The sequence below is a fragment of the Rhodanobacter sp. FW106-PBR-R2A-1-15 genome (assembly GCF_058789735.1).
Map to the genome: position 1 here is coordinate 19581 of NZ_JBYTEM010000028.1, position 19237 is coordinate 38817.

The 19237-nt window shown below is 68.2% G+C and carries 21 protein-coding genes and 1 tRNA gene; 6 read left to right on the forward strand and 16 right to left on the reverse strand.

Annotated features, from left to right (window positions below; translation table 11 throughout):
- Positions 1–15 precede the first annotated feature (15 nt).
- The 9 genes from AC3WTD_RS13930 to AC3WTD_RS13970 form a co-directional block, all read right to left on the reverse strand.
- Positions 16–807, reverse strand: a complete 792-nt coding sequence (locus tag AC3WTD_RS13930) for a hypothetical protein (RefSeq protein WP_492614132.1) — start codon at positions 805–807, stop codon at positions 16–18.
- Positions 807–1127, reverse strand: coding sequence for a hypothetical protein (locus AC3WTD_RS13935; protein WP_492614133.1), 321 nt, complete (start codon positions 1125–1127; stop codon positions 807–809). The genes AC3WTD_RS13930 and AC3WTD_RS13935 overlap by 1 nt, the downstream gene beginning before the upstream one ends.
- Before the next feature lie 8 nt (positions 1128–1135).
- Positions 1136–1369: a helix-turn-helix transcriptional regulator gene (locus AC3WTD_RS13940; protein ID WP_492614134.1), complete on the reverse strand. Its 234-nt coding sequence runs from the start codon at positions 1367–1369 to the stop codon at positions 1136–1138.
- Between the two features lie 79 nt (positions 1370–1448).
- On the reverse strand, positions 1449–2225 hold the full coding sequence (locus AC3WTD_RS13945) for a hypothetical protein (RefSeq protein ID WP_492614135.1): 777 nt from the start codon (positions 2223–2225) through the stop codon (positions 1449–1451).
- A 109-nt stretch (positions 2226–2334) separates the two neighbouring features.
- Positions 2335–3552, reverse strand: coding sequence for a tyrosine-type recombinase/integrase (locus tag AC3WTD_RS13950; protein WP_492614136.1), 1218 nt, complete (start codon positions 3550–3552; stop codon positions 2335–2337).
- A 164-nt stretch (positions 3553–3716) separates the two neighbouring features.
- Positions 3717–3792: transfer RNA gene (locus tag AC3WTD_RS13955), tRNA-Thr, on the reverse strand.
- A gap of 39 nt (positions 3793–3831) precedes the next feature.
- Positions 3832–4497 carry an SPOR domain-containing protein gene (locus AC3WTD_RS13960; RefSeq protein ID WP_492614137.1) on the reverse strand — a complete coding sequence of 222 codons (666 nt, stop codon included), beginning with the start codon at positions 4495–4497 and terminating at the stop codon, positions 3832–3834.
- A gap of 46 nt (positions 4498–4543) precedes the next feature.
- The gene (locus tag AC3WTD_RS13965; RefSeq protein WP_492614138.1) at positions 4544–5287 is read right to left on the reverse strand and encodes a type III pantothenate kinase; all 744 of its coding nucleotides are present in this window, start codon (positions 5285–5287) and stop codon (positions 4544–4546) included.
- Positions 5284–6273, reverse strand: a complete 990-nt coding sequence (locus AC3WTD_RS13970) for a biotin--[acetyl-CoA-carboxylase] ligase (RefSeq protein ID WP_492614139.1) — start codon at positions 6271–6273, stop codon at positions 5284–5286. Before AC3WTD_RS13970 ends, AC3WTD_RS13965 begins: the two co-directional genes overlap by 4 nt.
- Before the next feature lie 189 nt (positions 6274–6462).
- On the opposite strand from AC3WTD_RS13970, the gene AC3WTD_RS13975 reads away from it, so the two are divergent.
- Positions 6463–6786 (forward strand): hypothetical protein, encoded by a 324-nt coding sequence (locus AC3WTD_RS13975; protein ID WP_492614140.1) that lies wholly within the window; start codon positions 6463–6465, stop codon positions 6784–6786.
- 11 nt (positions 6787–6797) lie between these two features.
- Positions 6798–7592 carry a M90 family metallopeptidase gene (locus tag AC3WTD_RS13980; protein ID WP_492614141.1) on the forward strand — a complete coding sequence of 265 codons (795 nt, stop codon included), beginning with the start codon at positions 6798–6800 and terminating at the stop codon, positions 7590–7592.
- Between the two features lie 41 nt (positions 7593–7633).
- Here the strand turns inward: AC3WTD_RS13980 and AC3WTD_RS13985 are convergent, their stop codons facing one another.
- The 4 genes from AC3WTD_RS13985 to dusA all read right to left on the reverse strand — a co-directional run bounded on the left by AC3WTD_RS13985 (position 7634) and on the right by dusA (position 11106).
- Positions 7634–9055: an ATP-binding protein gene (locus AC3WTD_RS13985; RefSeq protein WP_492614142.1), complete on the reverse strand. Its 1422-nt coding sequence runs from the start codon at positions 9053–9055 to the stop codon at positions 7634–7636.
- Positions 9021–9713: a response regulator transcription factor gene (locus AC3WTD_RS13990; protein WP_027491571.1), complete on the reverse strand. Its 693-nt coding sequence runs from the start codon at positions 9711–9713 to the stop codon at positions 9021–9023. The genes AC3WTD_RS13985 and AC3WTD_RS13990 overlap by 35 nt, the downstream gene beginning before the upstream one ends.
- Complete coding sequence (locus AC3WTD_RS13995) at positions 9713–10036, reverse strand: PepSY domain-containing protein (RefSeq protein WP_027491572.1); 324 nt, start codon at positions 10034–10036, stop codon at positions 9713–9715. Before AC3WTD_RS13995 ends, AC3WTD_RS13990 begins: the two co-directional genes overlap by 1 nt.
- A gap of 83 nt (positions 10037–10119) precedes the next feature.
- Positions 10120–11106 carry a tRNA dihydrouridine(20/20a) synthase DusA gene (gene dusA, locus AC3WTD_RS14000; protein ID WP_492614143.1) on the reverse strand — a complete coding sequence of 329 codons (987 nt, stop codon included), beginning with the start codon at positions 11104–11106 and terminating at the stop codon, positions 10120–10122.
- Positions 11107–11488: 382 nt separating this feature from the next.
- Between dusA and AC3WTD_RS14005 the strand changes: the two genes are divergently transcribed.
- The 3 genes from AC3WTD_RS14005 (at position 11489) to AC3WTD_RS14015 (ending at position 14703) form a co-directional block, all read left to right on the forward strand.
- The gene (locus tag AC3WTD_RS14005) at positions 11489–12265 is read left to right on the forward strand and encodes a ferredoxin--NADP reductase (protein ID WP_492614144.1); all 777 of its coding nucleotides are present in this window, start codon (positions 11489–11491) and stop codon (positions 12263–12265) included.
- Positions 12266–12381: 116 nt separating this feature from the next.
- Positions 12382–12861 (forward strand): DUF456 domain-containing protein, encoded by a 480-nt coding sequence (locus AC3WTD_RS14010; RefSeq protein WP_027491575.1) that lies wholly within the window; start codon positions 12382–12384, stop codon positions 12859–12861.
- A gap of 69 nt (positions 12862–12930) precedes the next feature.
- Positions 12931–14703, forward strand: a complete 1773-nt coding sequence (locus AC3WTD_RS14015; RefSeq protein ID WP_492614145.1) for a DUF885 domain-containing protein — start codon at positions 12931–12933, stop codon at positions 14701–14703.
- A gap of 152 nt (positions 14704–14855) precedes the next feature.
- Here the strand turns inward: AC3WTD_RS14015 and AC3WTD_RS14020 are convergent, their stop codons facing one another.
- The 3 genes from AC3WTD_RS14020 to AC3WTD_RS14030 all read right to left on the reverse strand — a co-directional run bounded on the left by AC3WTD_RS14020 (position 14856) and on the right by AC3WTD_RS14030 (position 18107).
- Positions 14856–15188 (reverse strand): TfoX/Sxy family protein, encoded by a 333-nt coding sequence (locus AC3WTD_RS14020; protein WP_492614146.1) that lies wholly within the window; start codon positions 15186–15188, stop codon positions 14856–14858.
- Complete coding sequence (gene trhA, locus AC3WTD_RS14025; RefSeq protein WP_027493376.1) at positions 15185–15847, reverse strand: PAQR family membrane homeostasis protein TrhA; 663 nt, start codon at positions 15845–15847, stop codon at positions 15185–15187. Before trhA ends, AC3WTD_RS14020 begins: the two co-directional genes overlap by 4 nt.
- A 118-nt stretch (positions 15848–15965) precedes the next feature.
- Positions 15966–18107 carry a TonB-dependent receptor gene (locus tag AC3WTD_RS14030; RefSeq protein ID WP_492614147.1) on the reverse strand — a complete coding sequence of 714 codons (2142 nt, stop codon included), beginning with the start codon at positions 18105–18107 and terminating at the stop codon, positions 15966–15968.
- Between the two features lie 422 nt (positions 18108–18529).
- Here AC3WTD_RS14030 and AC3WTD_RS14035 point away from each other — a divergent pair, with 422 nt between their 5' ends.
- Positions 18530–19183, forward strand: a complete 654-nt coding sequence (locus tag AC3WTD_RS14035; protein ID WP_027493374.1) for an energy transducer TonB — start codon at positions 18530–18532, stop codon at positions 19181–19183.
- Positions 19184–19237: the final 54 nt, after the last annotated feature.

Sequence of the window (19237 nt, forward strand, 5' to 3'; positions counted from 1 at the left end):
GCGATAGCTGCGTATTCATGCTGCTGCGGCCCTGCGTTCTTGCTCGCCTACCGTCGTCAATCGGCAGTCACCTTCCGGCGCGAACCACCACAACTTGAACCAGTTGCACCGGACCGCGTTGCGGTAATGCGCGACCCAGTCTTTCCTGCGGGTCTTGCGTTCGCGCATGTCATCCACAAACCGCTTCCAGCTCATCGCGAGGAAGTCCAACGGAATCCCTGCCTTTTCGGCGTAGTCGAAGATTGGGTCAGTTGCCGGGATGGCATCAGCACCACCGAGCGAGCTAAGCCAGGTGTCAATCTCGATTGCCTTGCCAGCTGATGACTTAGAAGTGGCCGTTTTCTCGTGCTCTTTCTTTTTTCCTTCTCCACTCCTTTCCTCTCCACTCCTCTCCCGCCCTGAACATTCATCGGATGTTCGACGAACATTCGACGAATCAAGCTCAGGCGCCCGACGTCGAACAGTTGTCGGCACCGAGCCGTCAGGTAGGGGGTGGCGGTAGGTAGGCTGGTCGATGCGCTGGTGCTTTTGCCACCCGGTGACCTTCCAGTAGGTCTCGCCGTCGACCTCGTAGCACTCCACCAGGCCCGCCTTGACCAACTCACCCACCATCACGGAAACGGCAATTTCACCGAAGTCGTCCGAAGGGAATACCTCCATCTTGAGGCGACGCGGCGAAGCCTTATGCACTCCTGCATCGTCAGCGAACGACCACATGCCTATGAACAACAGGCGAGCGTTCGGTGAACATTCGGCGATTTGTTCGCTTGTCCAGAATTCCGGCTTCACAGAGCGGATGCGCGCCATCACACACCTCCACGCGCAGCGACCTGCTCGACAGCTTCCACCAAGCGCCACAGCGGGCTCTTTGCACGGAGTGAGGCGCGGACCCGTTGCCGTTCCGCCTCGGCGCACAGGCGCTCACGGTGGTCGATCGGTGCGACGAGTGCGGCATGCTCCAGTGCAACCTGCCTCGCGTCGAAGCGCTCGTTACCCGATAGCCGCCTTTCGATCGTTGCCATCGCCAGCAGGGCGGCGTTACCATGATGCAGCTCGTTCGCTTGAGCAGTTGTCCTGGCCCTGTTCGGCGCGTCCACGCCGGCAGGGCTTTCGTTTGTCTGGGTCATGGCACACCTCACGCCGCCTTGGTTGACTCGCGCGCAGCGAGCAACTTGGTGAAGGCAGCATCGAGCTCGGCCGTGTGCCACAGGCTCATGCGCTGGCCGATCTTCTGAGGGCGCGGGAGCCTCCCCTCCTTGACGGCCAACCAGAACCAGGAATGGCTCACGCCCAAGCGGGCTGCGGCCGCCTTCGAGCGGACGTAGAGGGGAGAGATTGGGGTGGCGGTGACTGGGGACAGTTGGTTCATGGAGCACCTTGCGTTAACTGAGGTGATTCATGAGACCGCGAAGGCACCGAGAACGGCGCCCTTCTGCTAGCACATAGCCCTATCTGCTAGCAGACCGGGATTTCGCTTCCTTGTTCCACTTGGTACACCAGCCAAGGATGGTCTTTGCAGTGGTGAGCTCAGGGAATTGACGCATTGCTTCAGCGGCGAACTGCTCATTGGTGCGTAGCTTCGGGTGCTGGCCAGCGTGACGCTCTAGCCAGAGATCTTCTACTTTCTTTTTCGCGGCTTGCTTGCCGTCACCATCATTGGCGAGTCTTTGCTCAGCGTTTTTTTTGGCAAACAGAGAACGATGATGTCGTGCAAGGCGGGCGCGATAAATTGCTTCCAACCCCTGCGCCGAGGAGCTTGGGTGACGGCATTTGGCCATGCCACGCAGGTTGTCCCAGAACTCCCTAGCCTCCACAGCATCCGCGTAGAGCATGGCGGCGACAGCGCATCCATCATGTGACGTCCCCTGCAGCAGATGCCTTGCGTGTTCAGCCAGAACGAACCCAGCTATGAGGGCGGTCTCCTCTCTTTCCCAAGGCGGGGATGCGTTGAACGGAAGCGTGTTAAAACTTTCAAATCCCCCGTCGGATGGATAGACAAGACCGCAACAAATCCCGCCGTATTTCGACCATGCAACCGTGAGCGCATGCTCCTTGTCTTTCGATCGCTCGGTGGCAGCAGCCCAGGCTAAAAATGTATCTGACGCCTGTGCAATTTCTACCTCAGTGCGCCCTTCGCATTCTTTAAGAGTGTCTTCAAAGAGCTTGACCAAGTGCGTGACTCGCTCAAGCAACTGGTCATGGAAATGACGCGTCACAGTACCCATCACGCACACCTCTGCGCCCTTCAATAGTTGCCGCGCCAGCCGGGGAAGGTGCCCGGTTTTCGGGGATCAGCCTAGGCGCGGCGTAAAGTGGCCCACTATGCGGCGCGACTCAGCCAGCCTTGCGGTTGATGGCGACGACTTTGCCGCCGGCCTTCAGTCCATCCAAATAATCCGCCCATGCCTGCATCATGCGGGTGCGCTCGTCCAGGTACTGCGCGCGGTTGTAGGCAGCACGCACCTTGTTGCGCTCGGCGTGGGCCAACTGGCGCTCGATCACGTCCGGTGGCCAGCCCATTTCGTTCAGCCGCGTCGACGCCATCGCGCGGAAGCCGTGGCCGGTCATGGTGTCCTTGTCGAAGCCCATGTAGCGCAACGCAGCGTTGACGGTGTTCTCGCTCATCGTGCGAGCCTTGCCGCGGTAGCTGGGGAACACGTACTGCCCGCACCCGGTCAGGGGATGCAGCTCGCGCAGGACCGCGACGGCTTGCTGGGCCAGCGGCACGACGTGCTCCTCGCGCATCTTCATGCGGGCAGCAGGGATGCGCCACTGCGCACCGTCCAGGTCAATTTCCGCCCACTCGGCCTTGCGCAGCTCGCCCGGCCGCACGAACACCAGTGGTGCCAGCCGCAGGGCGCACTTCGTCACCAGCGAGCCTTGATAGGTGTCGATCGCGCGCAACAGGTCACCCACCTTCACGGGGTCGGTGATCGCCGCACGTGACGTGCTCACCACGGGCGCCAGCGCACCACGCAGGTCAGCGGAAGGGTCATGCTTCGCGCGGCTCGTGGCGATGGCGTAGCGGAACACCTGCCCGGCTCTCTGCTTTGTCCGGTGGGCGGTTTCATGGGCGCCCCGGTCCTCGATCCGGCGAAGCAGCTTCAACAGTTCCGGCGCTTCAATCTCGGCGATGGGCCGGTTGCCGATCCATGGGTTGAGCAGCTCATCGAACGTCCACTGCGCCTTTTCCAGCGTCGCGGCCGCCATGCGTGGCTTTTGCAACGCCAGCCATTCCGCCGCGATGACGGCAAAGCTGTTCGCCGCGCGCTCCTCACCCGCGGCCTTCACAGCCTTGCGCTGCTCGCTAGGGTCGATGCCAGCAGCCAGCAGCTTGCGGGCCGCGGCGCGTTTCTCGCGAGCATCGGCCAGGCCGGTGTCAGGGTAGGTGCCGAGTGACAGGCGCTTCTCCTTGCCCCCGTACCGATACTTCAGCCGCCACCACTTGCCTCCAGCCGGGGAGACTTCCAAGTACAAGCCGCCGCCATCGAACAAACGCTGCGTTTTCTCGGTGGATTTGGCCTTGCGTATCGCGGCGTCCGTGAGTGCCATTGGGGGCAACCTTCTCGGGGATAAGTGCTATTGCCCCCGATGTTGCCCCTTGTTGCCCCCGGATTGCAATAGACCTTATTGGGCTCTATCAGACACAAAAAAGGCCGGATCCCTTTCTATATCAAGGTTTGCCGGCCTTCATTGGACTTGCTTGGACTATCAAATGGTGCCGGCACCAGGAATCGAACCCGGGACCTACTGATTACAAATCAGTTGCTCTACCAACTGAGCTATGCCGGCGAGGCCGGGGGATTCTAGCAGGCCGCATCGCGGGGCGGTTCAGAAGCAGCCGGTGCCGTGCGCATCGATGCCCGCGGTACGCACGCGGCTGCGCCAGTCGAAGTTGCCGCCGTCGGCGACCACCAGGTCCAGCCAGTACTCGGGTACGCTCTCGCTGCGCTCGCTCATGCGCGCAGGGAAGCCGGCCGCGGTGACCTCGTCGCGGCGTTTGCGCGCATTGGCCGGGTCCTTGAACAGACCCAGCGAGATGGTGTTGGGCTGGTCGCCGGCGCTGACCACGAAGTAGTCGTCGATGTTGCGCGCCGCCAGCTGGCGCGCCACCGCCAGCGCCTGCGCGCGGCTGCCGGCGGCCGGCAGGTAGACCCACCAGCCGCTGGTCTGGCTGGCCTGTTCCTGGCGCGAGCGCATGCGCACGGTCTGCGCGGACAGCGCCTGGCGCGCGCTGCGCAGATCCTGCGGAGTGGCGAACGGGCCGAGCGCAAGGCAGCTGTAGCTGAGATGGCGCGGCGGGGTCGCCGCGGCCGGGACGGCTGCCGTTGCTGCCGCCGCCGGACCGGGAACCGGCAATTCCGACAGCAGGTGCAGTTCCGTCACGCCGGGATCACTGGGCATGCCGCCGCGGGCATACGGTTGCCCCAGCAACAGCCAGGCGCCCACTGCGATATTCAGCGCGGTCAACAACACGAACAGCAGGCGCAGGAACATCGAACCCCCATCAAACGGCAGCGGCCATCATTCTAGACGGACGACGTCATGGCGCATCGGCCCACACGGCAAGGCCGCGCAGCACGCCGTCCGGACCCAGCCGCGCCGGCAGCGACAGCAGCGGCAGCAGCGAAGCGGCGTCGCCGCCGCCGAGGATCAGTTGCGGCGTGGTACCCAGCCGCGCCGCCGCACGCGTGGTGAAGCGCTCGACCAGCGCTGCCGCCGCGTGCCAGCAGCCCGAGGCCACCGCATCGGCGGTGTTGTCGGCCAGATCCACGATCGCGCCCGGCCGCTCCGGTCGCACCTGCGCCGTGGCGCCCCGCAGCGACTGCTGCATCAGCAGCGGACCCGGCGCGATCAGGCCGCCCAGGTGTCGGCCATCGGCCGCCAGGGCGTCCAGCGTGAGTGCGGTACCGACGCCGGCCAGCACGCACGGCGCGTGGCCGTCGGCATGCGCCGCCACCATCGCGAGGAACCGATCCACGCCGAGCCGCTGCGGCTCAGCGTAGGCGTTGCGCACGCCGCAGGCTCGCGCCGGGGTGCGCAGCCAGGTCGGCGCGCAGCCGAACACCCGTTGTGTCGTCGCGGCCACCTGGCTTTCGCGCGCGGCATCGACCACCGATGCCGCAAGCACCCGCGTCGGCCGCGGCAGACCAGCCCAGGCCGATGCCAGCGCGGCCATCGGGTCAGCTTCCTGCCAATCCACCGCGCCGCGCGCCAGCCAGCCCTCCGGCGGCGCCTGCAGCGCCCACTTCAGCCGCGTGTTGCCGAGGTCGAGCAGCAGCCTCATGCGCGGCGTACCGTGACGTCTGCGCTGTCGATCCGGCGCACGCTGCCGTCGGCCATGCGCACCTGCAGCGCGCCGCGCCCGTCTACGCCGGCGCCCACGCCGTCGAACGCGCCCAGCGCCCCGCTCAGCCGCAGCGGCTGACCGCGCAGCAGGTCGTGGCGCGCGTAGTCGGCGCTGAACGCGGCGAAGCCGTCGCGCTCGAACTGCCGCAAGCCCTCGACCAGGGCGGCGATCAACGCCGCCGCCGCACGGTTGCGATCCGGCGGCGTGCCGCCGGCGAGAGTCGCCAGGTCGCAAGCCGGCTGGCCCGCCTGTTCACGCAACGCCGGGGTCAGCCGCAGGTTGAGGCCGATGCCGATGACCGCCGCACAGGGGCCCTGGTATTCGCCGCTCAGCTCGACCAGGATGCCGCCCAGTTTGCCGCCGCCGTGGCGCTCGCCTGCGGCCAGCAGGTCGTTCGGCCATTTCAGCCCGGCCCCGGCGATGCCCAGGGTCTCCAGCGCGCGCAGCACGATCACGCCGACCGCCAGCGACAACCCTGTCAGCGCGGCAAATCCGGACTCGAAACGCTTGAGGCAGGACAGGTGCAGGTTCAGCCCGGGCGGCGACAGCCAGCCGCGCCCACGCCGGCCGCGGCCAGCCTGCTGGGTCTCGGCCAGCACGATGCTGAAGTCCTTCGCCGCGTGGCCGCGACGCTGCAGTTCGCTGGAGGTGGAATCGAGCTCCCAATGCACCTCCAGCGCACCGAGCGAGCGCGCCAGCGGTGCCGGCAGGGCGGTGCGGATCTGCCCCGCATCCAGCATCTGCAGCGGCCACGGCAGCCGGTAGCCGGCCGTGCCGCGAGCCTCGACCGGCACGCCGCGGGCGCGCAGGGCCTCGACCTGCTTCCAGATCGCCGCGCGGGTCACCCCGGCCCGTGCGGCAAGGCCGGCGCCGGACAACGACTCGCCTTCGGCCAGCAGGGCCAGCAATTGCGCCGGCTGCATCAGTCGGCCCCGCCAGCAGCAGCGGGCGAGGGACAATGTGGGGGATGGCGGGGCAGCTCGGACATCGGCGGATTCTAGCCCGCCCGACCGGCCCTGCGGCAGCCGCGGGCGGCTCGGCAGCACTGGTACGGCCTCGGTGTTTCTGCGACGATCGGAGTCTTCGCTTGAAGGTCAGGGAGTTCGATCGCCATGCGTGCCACCCATTGGCTTATCGGTTGCGCCTTGTGCGTTGCGGGGCTGGGCGGTGCCGCGGCCAGCAGCCTGGACGCCACCCAGGACCTGGACAGCTCCTCGCACGCCACGCTCGACAACGCCAGCTCGCATGACGCCAGCTGCAGCGGCGGCGATGTGCTGGGGCTCAACCGCGATTGCCCGCCGGCCGGCAGCAACGACAGTACCGGCAGCAGCTCCGGCAACGGCAACACCCGTTCCGGCGGCGGCTCCTCCACGCCAACGCCGGCCCGCCGGCCGCACCTGGGCTGGCAATCGCTGCTGCCAGGCTCGATCCAGTAACGCTCGGCGTCATGCCGGGTCCATGGTGGCAATCGCTGCGGGCGCGTTTTGAACCGGCGCCGATCGCCGATCCACTGTGGCGGCGCGCGCTGGCCGGCTGCCCGCTGGCACACCGGCTCGACCCCGAACGGCAGCAGCAGCTGCGCCAGCTGTCCACCTTGTTCCTGGCGCGCAAGCACTTCCATGCCCTGGCCGGCGCCGTGCTGGACGACTACTGGCGCCTGCTGATCGCCATGCAGGCCTGCCTGCCGGCCTTGCGGCAAGGCGGCGCCAGCCTGCGCGGCTGGCGCGAGGTGCTGATCTACCCCGGCGAGTTCAAGGTGCGCCGCAGCCACCACGACGACCGCACCGGAGTGGTCACCGAAGGCGACGAGATCCGCATCGGCGAGGCGTGGGAACGCGGCCCGCTGGTGCTGTCGCTGGCCGACGTGCAGCTGGACCTGGAGCAGCCGTGGGACGGCTACAACGTGGTCGTGCACGAGATGGCGCACAAGCTGGACATGCTCGACGGGCCGCCCGATGGCGTGCCGCCGCTGGTGGACATCCCGCGGCGGCGCTGGATCGGGCAGTTTCAGCAGGCCTACGACCGCCTGGTCGCCACGCCGGCGGAGCACTGCAACAGCCCGATCGACCACTACGCCACCGAAAGCGCCGCCGAGTATTTCGCCGTGGTCAGCGAGATGCACTACTCGCAACCGGCGCTGTTGCGCGAGGCCGAACCGGCGGTGGCCGAATTGCTGGAAATGTTCTATGGCCGCTCGCCGGCCGAGGGCCGCGCGCCGGCGGGCTACTGCCGCACGCGTTGAGCGCCGCGACGGAGCATCCGCAACCGCTCCGCTCTGTCGCCTCAGCTCGCCGCCAGCTTCACGCTGAAGCGCGCGCCGCCGAGTTCCGGCGAACGGTCGACCACCAGCTCGCCCTGGTAGGCATGCACGATGTCCTGCACGATCGACAGGCCGATGCCGTGGCCCTGCACCCGCTCGTCGCCGCGCACGCCGCGCTGCAGCACCTTCTCGATCTGGTCCTCGGCGATGCCCGGGCCGTCGTCCTCCACGCCCAGCCACAGGCCGGGCCGCTGGCGCCCGGGCCGCGGCTGCATCTTCACCACCAGCAGCACGCGATGGCCGGCCCACTTGAACGCGTTCTCCAGCAGGTTGCCCATCAGCTCCAGCAGGTCACCCTGCTCGCCGTAGAACACCGCGCCGTCCTCGATGTCGAATTCGCAGAGAACATTTTTGGCCGCGTAAACCTTCTCCAGGCCCTGCACCAGATCCTCGGCATGGCCGGCGATCGGCACCGCACTGGCGAAGGTCTGCCGGCCGGAGGTGGCCGCGCGCGACAGCTGGTAGGCGACCAGCTCGTTCATCCGCCGCACCTGGTCGAGCACGCTGGCGCGGCGCGCCGCCTCGTCGCCCGCCGTCGGTGATTCCAGCTGCGAGCGGATCACCGCCAGCGGCGTCTTCAGGCTGTGCGCAAGGTCGGCCAGGGTGTGCCGGTAGCGCGTGCGCTGTTCGCGCTCGTTGGTGATGAAGGCGTTGATGCGCTCGGTCAGGCCGGTCAGCTCCAGCGGGTACTGGCTGTCCAACTGCTCGCTGTCACCGCGCTCGACCCGGCTCATGTCGCTGGCCACCTTGCGCAGCGGAGTGAGGCTCCAGCGCAGCAGCAGCAACTGCAGCGCGATCAGCATCACGCCGAGGATCGACAGCCAGATCACCAGGGTATGGCGGAACACCGCGTTCTCGCCCTCGAACTGGTCCTCGGTCTGCGCCACCATCACGGTGAGCCGCACCGATTTTTTTTCCACGGTGTCCAGCGCCACGCCGTAGCTGTAGTAGTAGAGCCGGCCCATGCGGGTCTCGACCGGTCCCACGAACTGGCTCTGGCCCGGCTCCAGCAGTTTCAGGAAGGTGAAGTCGCGGCCGATCGCCGAGGACGATTCCCAGTGGAAGCCATGGTCGCCCAGCGCCACCGCGTACAGGCCCGAGCCCGGCCGCGAGAAGTTGGGGTTCGGCAAGGTCTCCGGCGGCAGCAGCCGGCCGTACCGGTTCACGTCGGTGCCGGTGATGTACGCGATCGCAAAATTCTCCAGCCGGTCGTGCAGCGTGCGCAGCGCGCGCGCCTTGTTGGTCTGGGTCAGGGTCAGCCCGACCAGACCGAGGAACCCGGCCAGCACGAACGTGGTGGCGATCGCCGCGCGTGCCGCCAGCGACAGCGGGCGGCGCGGCGATCCACGCTCATTCGTCGTCGCCGTCGGTGCGCGGGATGGCAAAGCGGTATCCGCGTCCACGTACCGTCTCGATGGGTTTGAGGGTGCCGTCCGGATCGAGCTTGCGCCGCAGGCGGCCGATGAACACTTCCAGCACGTTGGAGTCGCGGTCGAAATCCTGCTGGTAGATGTGCTCGGTGAGGTCGGCCTTGGAGACCAGCTCGCCGGCGTGCAGCATCAGGTACTCCAGCACCTTGTACTCGTAGCTGGTCAGGTCGACCGGCCTGCCCTGCACCGTCACCGTCTGCGCGGTGGTGTCCAGCTTGATCATGCCGCAGGCCAGGATCGGCTTCGACCAGCCGCTGGCGCGGCGCACCAGCGCGTTGATGCGTGCCAGCAGTTCCTCGACGTGGAACGGCTTGACCAGGTAGTCGTCGGCGCCGTATTTCAGCCCCTCGACCTTGTCCTGCCAGCTGCCGCGCGCGGTGAGGATCAGGATCGGGTAGCGCTGGCCGTGTTCACGCAGCGCCTTGACCAGCTCCATGCCGGACATCTTGGGCAGGCCCAGGTCGATGATCGCCAGGTCGAACGGCACCTCGCGACCGAGGTAGATGCCCTCCTCGCCATCCTGCGCCGCGTCGACGGCGAAGCCGTCGCGTTTCAGGCGCGCCGCCAGCGTCTCGCGCAACGGCGCCTCGTCCTCCACCAACAGGATGCGCATCAGCGTTTCTCCTTGCGGCCCGCGCTCTTGGCGGGCGGGTTCTTGGTTGACTGGGCGGATGACGGATTCTTGCCCGATTCGGAGGAGACCACCATCACCCTGACGTGGCCGTCGGCGGTGAGCACCTTGATGCGGTACTCCTGCCGGCGCCCGACCCCCCGCTGCTCGGCCGACAATATCTTGCCGCCGGTCTCCTGCTGCACCTGGAGCACCGCCTGGTCCAGCGTCACCGTCGACTCGGCCGACTGCGCCACGGCCAGCCCGGCAGCGCCGGCAAGCAGCGATATCAGCAGAGCAGGGATGAAGTTTTTGTGCGTCGTCATGGGTAAAGTCACCGCCCCGGCAACTGCCGGTGCGGCCAGCCTAGACAATCAGGCCTGAATACTGACCGGACGGGCGGTGGCTGTCACGCCGCCGCCGCGCACGGCGCCATCGCCTGCTCCAGCAGCGCCCAGCCGGCGCCAGGCAGGTGCGCGCCCTCGCTGAGCGTGCGACGGAACGTGCGCGCGCCCGGCTCGCCCTGGTACAGGCCAAGCAGGTGCCGGCTGATGTGCTTCAGTGCGGTGCCGCGCGCCAGCTCGGCCTCCACGTACGGCCGCAGGCGCTGCAGCACGCTCTCGCGATCAGGCAGCGGCTCGCCGTGCAGCGCATGCTCGAGCTGGGCCAGCAGGTACGGGTCGTGGTACGCCGCGCGGCCCAGCATCACCCCGTCCAGCCGCATCAGGTGCGCACGCACCTGCGCCACCGTGGCGATGCCGCCGTTGATCACCACCACCAGCTGCGGAAACTCGCGCTTGAGCCGGTACACCCGCTCGTAGTCCAGCGGCGGCACCTCGCGGTTCTCCTTCGGGCTGAGGCCCTTCAGCCACGCTTTGCGTGCGTGCACCACCAGCACCCCGACGCCGGCTTCCAGCATCAGCTCGGTGAATTGCTGCAGATCGGCATAGGCGTCCTGGTCGTCCACGCCGATGCGACACTTCACCGTCACCGGCACGCTGACCGCATCGCGCATTGCCTTCACGCAGTCGGCCACCAGCACCGGCTCGCGCATCAGGCAGGCGCCGAAGCGGCCCGACTGCACGCGGTCCGACGGGCAGCCCACGTTGAGGTTGATCTCGTCGTAGCCGGCCTCGGCGCCGAAGCGCGCCGCCTGCGCCAGCTCGCGCGGCTCGCTGCCGCCCAGCTGCAGCGCCAGCGGGTGTTCCTGCTGGCTGTGCTCGAGCAGGCGCAGCTGTTTCCCGCGCACCAGCGCCGCACTGGTCACCATCTCGGTGTACAGCCGCGCGCGCGGCGACAGCAGCCGGTGGAAGTAGCGGCAGTGGCGGTCGGTCCAGTCCATCATCGGCGCCACCAAAAGCTGCCAGGGCGAGGCACGGCGGTGGTTTTCGGTCATGTCGGAACATCTCGAGGAGGCTTGCGGGATGAATGCTACGTCACCCCGGCGTTTGCTCCTATTCCCGCGCGCTCCGCCGTACCTACCTGTCCGCCTTCGCGGTCTTTCTCACCGCAGTATTCGCCTGCGGCAACTGCACAGCGATTCGAACCAGGGGCGGCGACGCGGCACGATGTCGCGGATCGCCTCGCCATCGCGGCCGGGCAGGCGCGTTCCTGGTCGCTCGCGTATCCTAGGCAGTTGTCGCCGCGTCCATCCCGGCGCTCGCAAGGCACCGCGGCCACGGCCGCCCTCCCCGCGAGTCCCCGCCACCGGCCTGCCGGGTGGTCTGGCGTACGACTTCCCCGGCATCCGACAGCGCAACAAGGCGAGACGACCAACCATGGTGGCAATGGCAACCGAGCACGTGATCGACGTGCGGCACTGGAACGACAGCCTGTTCTCCTTCCGCACCACGCGCGACCCCGGCTTCCGTTTCGACAGCGGCCAGTTCGTGATGATCGGGCTGGAGACGGAAGGCCGTCCGCTGATGCGGGCCTACTCCATCGCCAGCGCCAGCTGGGAGGAGCACCTGGAGTTCTTCTCGATCAAGGTGCCGGACGGCCCGCTGACCTCGCGCCTGCAGCACCTGCAACCCGGCGACCCGCTGATCGTCACGCGCAAACCCACCGGCACGCTGGTGCTGACCGACCTCAAGCCCGGCAAGTACCTGTACCTGCTCGGCACCGGCACCGGGCTGGCGCCGTTCATGAGCATCATCCGCGACCCGGACACCTACCAGCGCTTCGACCGCATCGTGCTGGCCCACGGCGTGCGCCGGGTCGAGGACCTCGCCTACGCCGACTATCTGGAAAATCAGCTGCCGCAGCACGACTACCTGGGCGAACTGGTGCGCGAGAAGCTGATCTACTACCCCACCGTGACGCGTGAGCCGTTCCGCCATCAGGGCCGCATCACCGATGCGACCGTTGACGGCACGATGGGTGCGGCGACCGGCCTGCCGCCGCTGAACCCGGCCACCGACCGCGTGATGCTGTGCGGCAGCCCGGCCATGCTGGAGGACCTCGGCGCCCTGCTCGACGGCCGCGGCTTCCACGCCTCGTCGCGCACACGCGAGCCGGGCGACTACGTGATCGAGCGGGCGTTCGTGGAGAAGTAGGGCGCGGTACGCTTCAACGGCCCATCCACAGCCCCGCCGCGCTCCGCCTGGGTGCGGCGCTTGTCCACGCGGGCAAACACCCGCACATCGGGCGCGACCAACCGGGAAAACTGCCGATGGAAATCGCGCTCTACCTGCTCGCTGCACTGCTTATCCTCGGTGGCCTCGCCGGCACCGTGCTGCCGATGCTGCCGGGCATCCCGATGATCTTCGGCGGCATCTGGCTGGTCGCCGCGCTCGATGGTTACCAACACCTGGGCCTGGCCTGGCTGCTGGTGATCGGCGTGCTCGGTGCGCTCGGCGTGCTGGTCGACTTCGTCGCCGGCACGCTGGGCGCCAAGCGGGTCGGCGCCAGTCCGCGCGCGTTGTGGGGCGCCACGCTCGGCACCGTGGTCGGCATGTTCCTCGGCATCCCGGGGCTGATCCTGGGGCCGTTCGTGGGCGCGCTGCTGGGCGAGCTCAGCGCCGGCGCCAGCGTGCTGCGCTCGACCCACGTCGGCGCCGGCACCTGGCTCGGGCTGCTCGCCGGCACCCTGGTCAAGCTGGTGATCTCGTTCCTGATGGTCGGCCTGTTCGGCCTGGCCATGCTGTTCTAGACCTCCGGCACGGGCGCGCCGCGGCCGCCGCCGGTTACGCTGCGTCGGTCATCCACGGAGGAAAAAACCATGCGCAAGATCCCGGCCCTCGCCCTGGCCGCCACGCTGACCTTCGCCGGAGCGCTGCACGCGCAGGCTGCCCCCGCCGCATGGATCGAGCGCAGCAACGCCGACGCCAAGGTGTTGCTGGATACCATCGCCCGCTTCAACCCGGAGTTTGCCAGCCAGGTCGGCCTGCCCGGCTACGACAGCAAGGTGGCGGACCTGGAGCCCGGCATCGACGAGCGCTCGCGCGCCGCGCTGGTGCAAGCCAGGGACGGGCTCGGCAAGCTGCTCGCCACGGAGCAGGACCCGAACGTGCGCGGGGACCTCAAGATCATGATCGAGACCACCGCGCAGCGGATCGAGGGCATCGGCCTCGACCGCAAATACCTGTTGCCCTACCAGGACGTCGGCGCGCTGGTCTTCAACGGCGAGTTCGTCCTGCTCAAGGACGACGTCGACGCCGCGCGCCGTCCCGCCGCGCTCGCGCGCCTGCAGTGCTACGTCGGCAAGGCGCCCGGCTGCACGCCGGTCACCGAGCAGGCCAAGGCGCTGACCACGGCCCGGCTGGACAACAAGGCGCTGCTCGGCCCCTACCAGGGTGAGGTCGAGCAGAAGCTGGCCAACACGCCGCGCTACGTCGAAGGGATCCGCCAGCTGTTCGCCAAGTACAAGCTCGACACGCCCGAGGGCAAGGCCGCGCTTGACGCGCTCGATGCCCAGCTGAAGCAGTACGACGCCTGGGTGCGCCACACCGTGCTGCCGCGCGCGCGCACCGACTTCCGCCTGCCCGAGCCGCTGTACGCCTACCGCCTGCGGCAGGTCGGCATCGACATCCCGCCCGAGCAGCTGATGAAGCAGGCCGAGCTCGAGTTCATGGAGCTGCGCGGCATGATGCAGGCGATGGCGCCGGCGGTGGCCAAGGCCGAGGGCATCCACGCCACCGACTACCGCGACGTGCTCAAGGCGCTGAAGCAGCAGCAGCTCACTCGCGACCAGGTCGAGCCGTGGTACCACGAGGTGCTCGGCCACATCGAGGACATCATCCGCCGCGAACGCATCGTCACCCTGCCGCAGCGCCAGATGCAGATGCGCGTGGCCTCGGAAGCCGAAGCCGCGGCGCAGCCGGCGCCGCACATGGACCCGCCGCCGTTCCTCAACAACCATGGCGAGCGCGGCACCTTCGTGCTGACCATGGGCAACCCGGCCGCGAACGGCGACAAGAGCCAGGCCTACGACGACTTCACCTACAAGGCCGCCGCCTGGACGCTGACCGCGCACGAAGGCCGGCCCGGCCACGAGCTGCAGTTTGCCGCGATGGTCGAGCGCGGGGTGTCGCTGGCACGCAGCCTGTTCGCCTTCAACAGCGTCAACGTGGAAGGCTGGGCGCTGTACGCGGAGTCCGAGATGCTGCCGTACGAGCCGCCGGCCGGCCAGTTCGCCGCGCTGCAGGCAAGATTGCAGCGTGCCGCCCGCGCGTACCTGGATCCGATGCTCAACCTGGGCCTGATCACGCCCGCGCGCGCGCACCAGGTGCTGGTGCACGAGGTCGGCCTGTCCGAGCCGATGGCGCGGCAGGAGATCAACCGCTACACGTTCCGTGCGCCCGGCCAGGCCACCGCGTACTTCTACGGCTACCTGCGCCTGCAGCAGCTGCGCCTGCAGACCGAGCTGGCGCTGGGCCCGAAGTTCGACCGCCTGGCCTTCAACGACTTCGTGATCGGCCAGGGCCTGCTGCCGCCGGAGCAGCTGGCCGAGGCGGTGCGCACTCAGTTCGTGCCGGCGCAGCGCAAGCACTGAGAGGTTGTGACTATTCAACCTCTCAGACCGGCCACGAGGGCCGGGCATGAAACAGTCACACATGACTGTTTCATGTGAGCGAGTCCGGGCGTGTACCAGACTCGCGATCGAAGAAAACCACAGGAAGTGGTTTTCTTCACAAGCTCTGAGCATCAGCGCCGCGCGCTCTTCGCCAGCCAGCCGGCAAGCTGCACGGTGTCGCGGCTGAGCGCGGCGGGCAGCACGACGTAGTGCCGGCTCGGCGCCGCGCCGGGTTTCGCGATCAGCCGCGCGGTGCCTGCAAGCCGCAGCAGCGCCGGCTGGTCGGCGGGCGCCAGTTTCAGGGCCAGCCCGCCTGGCGTCAGCCACGCGCACGGCTGCTCGTCGAGGTAGGCCATGAGCGCGCCGAACATCGGCTGGAAGCGCAACTCGTGCGGACGGCCCAGGTGAGTGGCCGCATCTTCCAGTTCGCGGCGCAGCGCCGCGAGGCCCGGCGGCACACTCATGCCGGGTCGGGAATCACATACAGCAGCACGGCGAGGAAGTGCAGCACGCTGCCGGCCAGCACGAACACGTGCCACAGCGCGTGGTGGTACGGCAGCCGCCGCCACAGGTAGAACGGCACGCCCAGCGTATAGGCCAGCCCGCCGGCCAGCAGCAGCACGATGCCGCCGGTCTGCAGATGCTCGCTGAGCGGCTTGAACGCGACCATGCCGATCCAGCCCATGCCCACGTACAGCAGCACCGCCAGCCTGTGGTAACGCCCGAGCAGGCCCAGCTCCAGCGCACTGCCGGCCAGTGCCAGCGCCCACACCGCCACGAACAGGCTCCAGCCCCACGCCCCCGGCAGAGCCACCAGGGTGAACGGGGTGTAGGTGCCGGCGATCAGCACGTAGATCGCGATGTGGTCGAGCGCGCGCAGCGTCGGCTTTGCGGCCGCCACGGGGATCGAGTGATAGAGCGTGGAGGCGGTGTACAGCAGCACCAGCGAGGTGCCGAACACCGCGCAGGCCACCACCGTCAGCGCATTGCCGTGCAGCGCGGCGAACGCCACCAGCGTCGCCAGCCCGGCAATGCTGAGCACGATGCCGAGGCCATGCACGATGCTGCTGGCCAGCTCGTCGCCGAAGCTGTAACGGGGAATCGCCGCGACGGAGGTGGACATGGCATGGCTCCCGGATCCGGTTCGCGCCTACCTTAGCGGGCGCACCGGCGCTTGCCTACCGGCGACAATCCACATGCATGCCGTGCCCTTTCCGCCGAAGGCCATGGCCCTCCCTGGTTCAGAGCCTGACGTTCACCCCCAGGTAGAACGCGCGTGGCGAACCCGGAGTGATGTTGTTGTCGTTGTGCGCGCTGACGAAATACCGCTTGTCGAAAAGATTCTCGACATTGAGCTGCAGCCGCAGCTGCGGACTCAGCGTCAGGAACACCGCCGCGTCGTAGCGGGTGTAGCTCTTCAGCGTCACCTTATTGCTGGTGGAGGCGAACACCGACCCTTGATGGATCGCGCCGATGCCCGCACCCCACATCGGAGTGAAGTCGTAGCGGTTCCACAGCGAGGCACTATGCTTGGGCAACTGCGCCAGCCGGGTGCCGGCGGGGAGACTCGGCGACAACGGCCTGGTGATCTCGCCCTCCTGCCAGGCATAGCCGCCCATGACGCTCCACGCCGAAGTCAGCCTGCCGCTGAAACCGAGCTCGACGCCCTTGATGCGCTGGCCGTCCACCAGCAGCGACTGCGGCACACCCGGGTTGGTCGCCGGGTCCCAGGCCGGGTTGGTCACCGCCACGTTGCTGCGGTCGAGCCGGTAGACCGCCGCGGTCAGCGCCAGCGCGGGGCTCACATCCCACTTCGCGCCGAGTTCGCGGTTGGTGAACCGCTCCGGCTCCAGTGTGCGGTTGCCCAGCGTAAGCGAGGTGAGCTGCTCGCCCGCGCGTGGCTGGTGGGCGATGCTGTAGCTGGCGTACAGCGACAGCGGTTCAACCGGCTTGTAGACCAGGCCCGCGCGCGGCGACACCAGGTTGTCGGTGCTGGAGAAATCCTGGCCACTGCGATGGTCGTGGAAATCGACCGTGAAGCGGTCGTAGCGCAGACCGAGGACCGCCTGCCATTGCGGCGAGAACTCGATCTGGTCCTGGAGATACAGCGCGGCGACCTTGGCGATGCCGTGATTGCTGGGGTCGGTCGCGCTCTGCCGGAAATCGACCGGCAGCGTGTAGCGCGGGTCCGACACCGGCACCCTGGCCGAAGTCCCGGCGAAGGCGGGTCCGCCAAAATAGCCGGTGCGACGGAAATTGTCGGTGCTCTGGCGGCCCAGCTCGAGTCCGCCGAGCAGGGTGTGGTGGACTGCGCCGGTCACCAGTTCATACGTAAGGTCGGTCTGGTTGAACAGATTCCGGCGCCGGGTGGCATTGCTGTAGGCCGAGATCGACACCTGCGTGCCGGCGGCGTTGACCGCACCGGGAAATACATTCTGGTAGAACTTGTCGTAGTCGGCGTAGCGGGTGCGGTTGCGCAGGCTCACGCCGTTGCCGAAATCGTGGTCGACCAGGGCATTGAACGCGTCCACCGTGACCCAGGTCGGGCTCTGCCGCGGATCGCCGAAGAAGGTCGAGGCGGCGGTGGGCAGCGGCAACCCCCGGTATGACGGCACGCCGCGGTCGGTGACCCGCTCGTCGCGGAAGTGCTCGTAGCCCAGCGTCACCTGGGTGCGCTCGCCGGCGCGCAACGCGAGCGTCGGATTGATGCCGTAGCGCTTCAGCGTGACGCCGTCGCGGTAACTCCCGGAATCCTCGTACAGCCCGGTCACACGGAACGCGGCACTGTCCCCGACCGGCTCGCCGAAGTCGGCGGTAAGGCGCCGGCGCTGCTGCTCGCCCAGTTGCAGCGACAGCTCGCGGTGCTGCTGGCCATCGGCCGCCTTGCTGACCCGGTTGAGCACGCCGCCGGAACCGCCGCGCCCGAAGATCATCGCGTTCGGCCCCTTCAGCGCCTCCACCCGTTCGATGTTGTACAGGTCGCGGAAGTACTGCACGTCGTCGCGCATGCCGTCGATGAACAGATCGGCGGTGGAGCCGTTGCCGCGCAATATCGGCGCATCGCGGTGGCCCTCGCCCTGCCCCATGCCGACGCCGGGCATGTAGCGCACGGCGTCGGCCATGCTCGTCATCGCCAGGTCGCGGATCAGGTCGCCGGTCACCACCGTGATCGACTGCGGGATATCGCGCAGCAGGGAACGCGTCCGGGTCGCCGTGTCGGTACCGGCCGCCGCGTAGCCGTCGACACTCGCCGCGCGGACATTGACCGGCTTGAGATTGGTGGCCTGTTCCGGACCCGACGCGGATCCGGCGACGACGGGCGGGGCGAACGCGAGAAGCAGCGCCGCAGCGAGCGCCGCAGTGAGAGGGTTTGGATTGGACATGGAGCTGCCTTGGGTGGATGGGCGGGCACATCGGCCCGGTTGGGCATAGGACGATATTGATATTTATTCTCGTTTGCAAGATCTTACGATTGCTCCGCTTGCGCCTTCCACGCCATGCGGGAAGCTGCGCAACGATTGGCTTCAAGGCACCGCACCGCACGCCCGGCCGCCGCGAATCCACGCCCGCCCCGGTCCGTGATCGCAGCCGGAACCCGTTCGCGGTGGGCCGCACCCAGCCGTCCGCACGGCCGCCTGCCGCGCAGGCCGGCGCACCGAACCGCCCTTCGACGAATAGCCTTCTGGACGGCCACTTGCGCGGAAATTCGCGCCGGGCATAGCCTGCAGGCGCGTCCCCACGATCCCCCTGCGCCCCCGCGCAGCGTGCACGGATGCATCCAGCCCATCGCTGTCAGGAGGTCGCCATGTCGTCCGCAAGCCTGGCCGTTGCTCATCGTCCCCACCCCGACCGCATCGCCGCCATCAGCGCGGCGATCGCACTCAACCTGGCCGTGATCGTGATCGCCTCGCGGCCGAGCGCCCCGGCGTTTTTCCACGCGATCGAACAGATCAACCCGATACCCACGCTCCGTCTGGACGAACCGAAGCCGCCCCCGCCTCTGCCGCCGGTCACGATGAAACCGCTACCGCACCCGCCCGCCGCGCCCGTCGCGCACCCGCGGCCGCTGCCGAGCAGTCCGCCAGCCGCTGCGCCCGCCGCCGCAGGCAACGTCGCCGCGCCGCCAGCGGCCCCGAGCCTGCTGCCGAAGGCGGCCACGCCCGGCCCGGCCGCGGCGGCGCCAGTCGAGGCCAGCCTGGCCTATCGCTCGGCGCCGCTGCATTTCCCCACCCGCGCCCTGCAGCAGCGCATGCACGGCACGGTGCTGCTGCGCGTGCTGGTGGATGAAACCGGCAAGCCGGTGCAGGTGTCGGTGGAGCGTGGCAGCGGCTACCTGCTGCTCGACCGCAGCGCCGCCGAACAGGTGCTGGCCGGCTGGCAATTCCAGCCGGCGATGGTGGACGGGCAGCCGGTGCGCGCATGGGCGCGGGTGCCGGTGACGTTCGACCTGCGCGACTAGCACTTTCGCTGCTGGCGCCCGGCCGGCGAACGCGCCAGCCGGGCGCCCCGCGCC

What these genes read in the sequence shown, in the direction of transcription:
- AC3WTD_RS14035 (WP_027493374.1), top strand. Translation starts at nt 18,530, where the DNA reads ATGTCGTCCGCAAGCCTGGCCGTTGCTCATCGTCCCCACCCCGACCGC.
- AC3WTD_RS13965 (WP_492614138.1), bottom strand. Translation starts at nt 5,287, where the DNA reads ATGAGGCTGCTGCTCGACCTCGGCAACACGCGGCTGAAGTGGGCGCTG.
- AC3WTD_RS13980 (WP_492614141.1), top strand. Translation starts at nt 6,798, where the DNA reads ATGCCGGGTCCATGGTGGCAATCGCTGCGGGCGCGTTTTGAACCGGCG.
- AC3WTD_RS13975 (WP_492614140.1), top strand. Translation starts at nt 6,463, where the DNA reads ATGCGTGCCACCCATTGGCTTATCGGTTGCGCCTTGTGCGTTGCGGGG.
- AC3WTD_RS13940 (WP_492614134.1), bottom strand. Translation starts at nt 1,369, where the DNA reads ATGAACCAACTGTCCCCAGTCACCGCCACCCCAATCTCTCCCCTCTAC.
- AC3WTD_RS13935 (WP_492614133.1), bottom strand. Translation starts at nt 1,127, where the DNA reads ATGACCCAGACAAACGAAAGCCCTGCCGGCGTGGACGCGCCGAACAGG.
- AC3WTD_RS14005 (WP_492614144.1), top strand. Translation starts at nt 11,489, where the DNA reads ATGGTGGCAATGGCAACCGAGCACGTGATCGACGTGCGGCACTGGAAC.
- AC3WTD_RS14020 (WP_492614146.1), bottom strand. Translation starts at nt 15,188, where the DNA reads ATGAGTGTGCCGCCGGGCCTCGCGGCGCTGCGCCGCGAACTGGAAGAT.
- AC3WTD_RS13995 (WP_027491572.1), bottom strand. Translation starts at nt 10,036, where the DNA reads ATGACGACGCACAAAAACTTCATCCCTGCTCTGCTGATATCGCTGCTT.
- trhA (WP_027493376.1), bottom strand. Translation starts at nt 15,847, where the DNA reads ATGTCCACCTCCGTCGCGGCGATTCCCCGTTACAGCTTCGGCGACGAG.
- AC3WTD_RS13990 (WP_027491571.1), bottom strand. Translation starts at nt 9,713, where the DNA reads ATGCGCATCCTGTTGGTGGAGGACGAGGCGCCGTTGCGCGAGACGCTG.
- AC3WTD_RS14030 (WP_492614147.1), bottom strand. Translation starts at nt 18,107, where the DNA reads ATGTCCAATCCAAACCCTCTCACTGCGGCGCTCGCTGCGGCGCTGCTT.
- AC3WTD_RS13950 (WP_492614136.1), bottom strand. Translation starts at nt 3,552, where the DNA reads ATGGCACTCACGGACGCCGCGATACGCAAGGCCAAATCCACCGAGAAA.
- AC3WTD_RS13930 (WP_492614132.1), bottom strand. Translation starts at nt 807, where the DNA reads ATGGCGCGCATCCGCTCTGTGAAGCCGGAATTCTGGACAAGCGAACAA.
- AC3WTD_RS14010 (WP_027491575.1), top strand. Translation starts at nt 12,382, where the DNA reads ATGGAAATCGCGCTCTACCTGCTCGCTGCACTGCTTATCCTCGGTGGC.
- dusA (WP_492614143.1), bottom strand. Translation starts at nt 11,106, where the DNA reads ATGACCGAAAACCACCGCCGTGCCTCGCCCTGGCAGCTTTTGGTGGCG.
- AC3WTD_RS13960 (WP_492614137.1), bottom strand. Translation starts at nt 4,497, where the DNA reads ATGTTCCTGCGCCTGCTGTTCGTGTTGTTGACCGCGCTGAATATCGCA.
- AC3WTD_RS13945 (WP_492614135.1), bottom strand. Translation starts at nt 2,225, where the DNA reads ATGGGTACTGTGACGCGTCATTTCCATGACCAGTTGCTTGAGCGAGTC.
- AC3WTD_RS14015 (WP_492614145.1), top strand. Translation starts at nt 12,931, where the DNA reads ATGCGCAAGATCCCGGCCCTCGCCCTGGCCGCCACGCTGACCTTCGCC.
- AC3WTD_RS13970 (WP_492614139.1), bottom strand. Translation starts at nt 6,273, where the DNA reads ATGCAGCCGGCGCAATTGCTGGCCCTGCTGGCCGAAGGCGAGTCGTTG.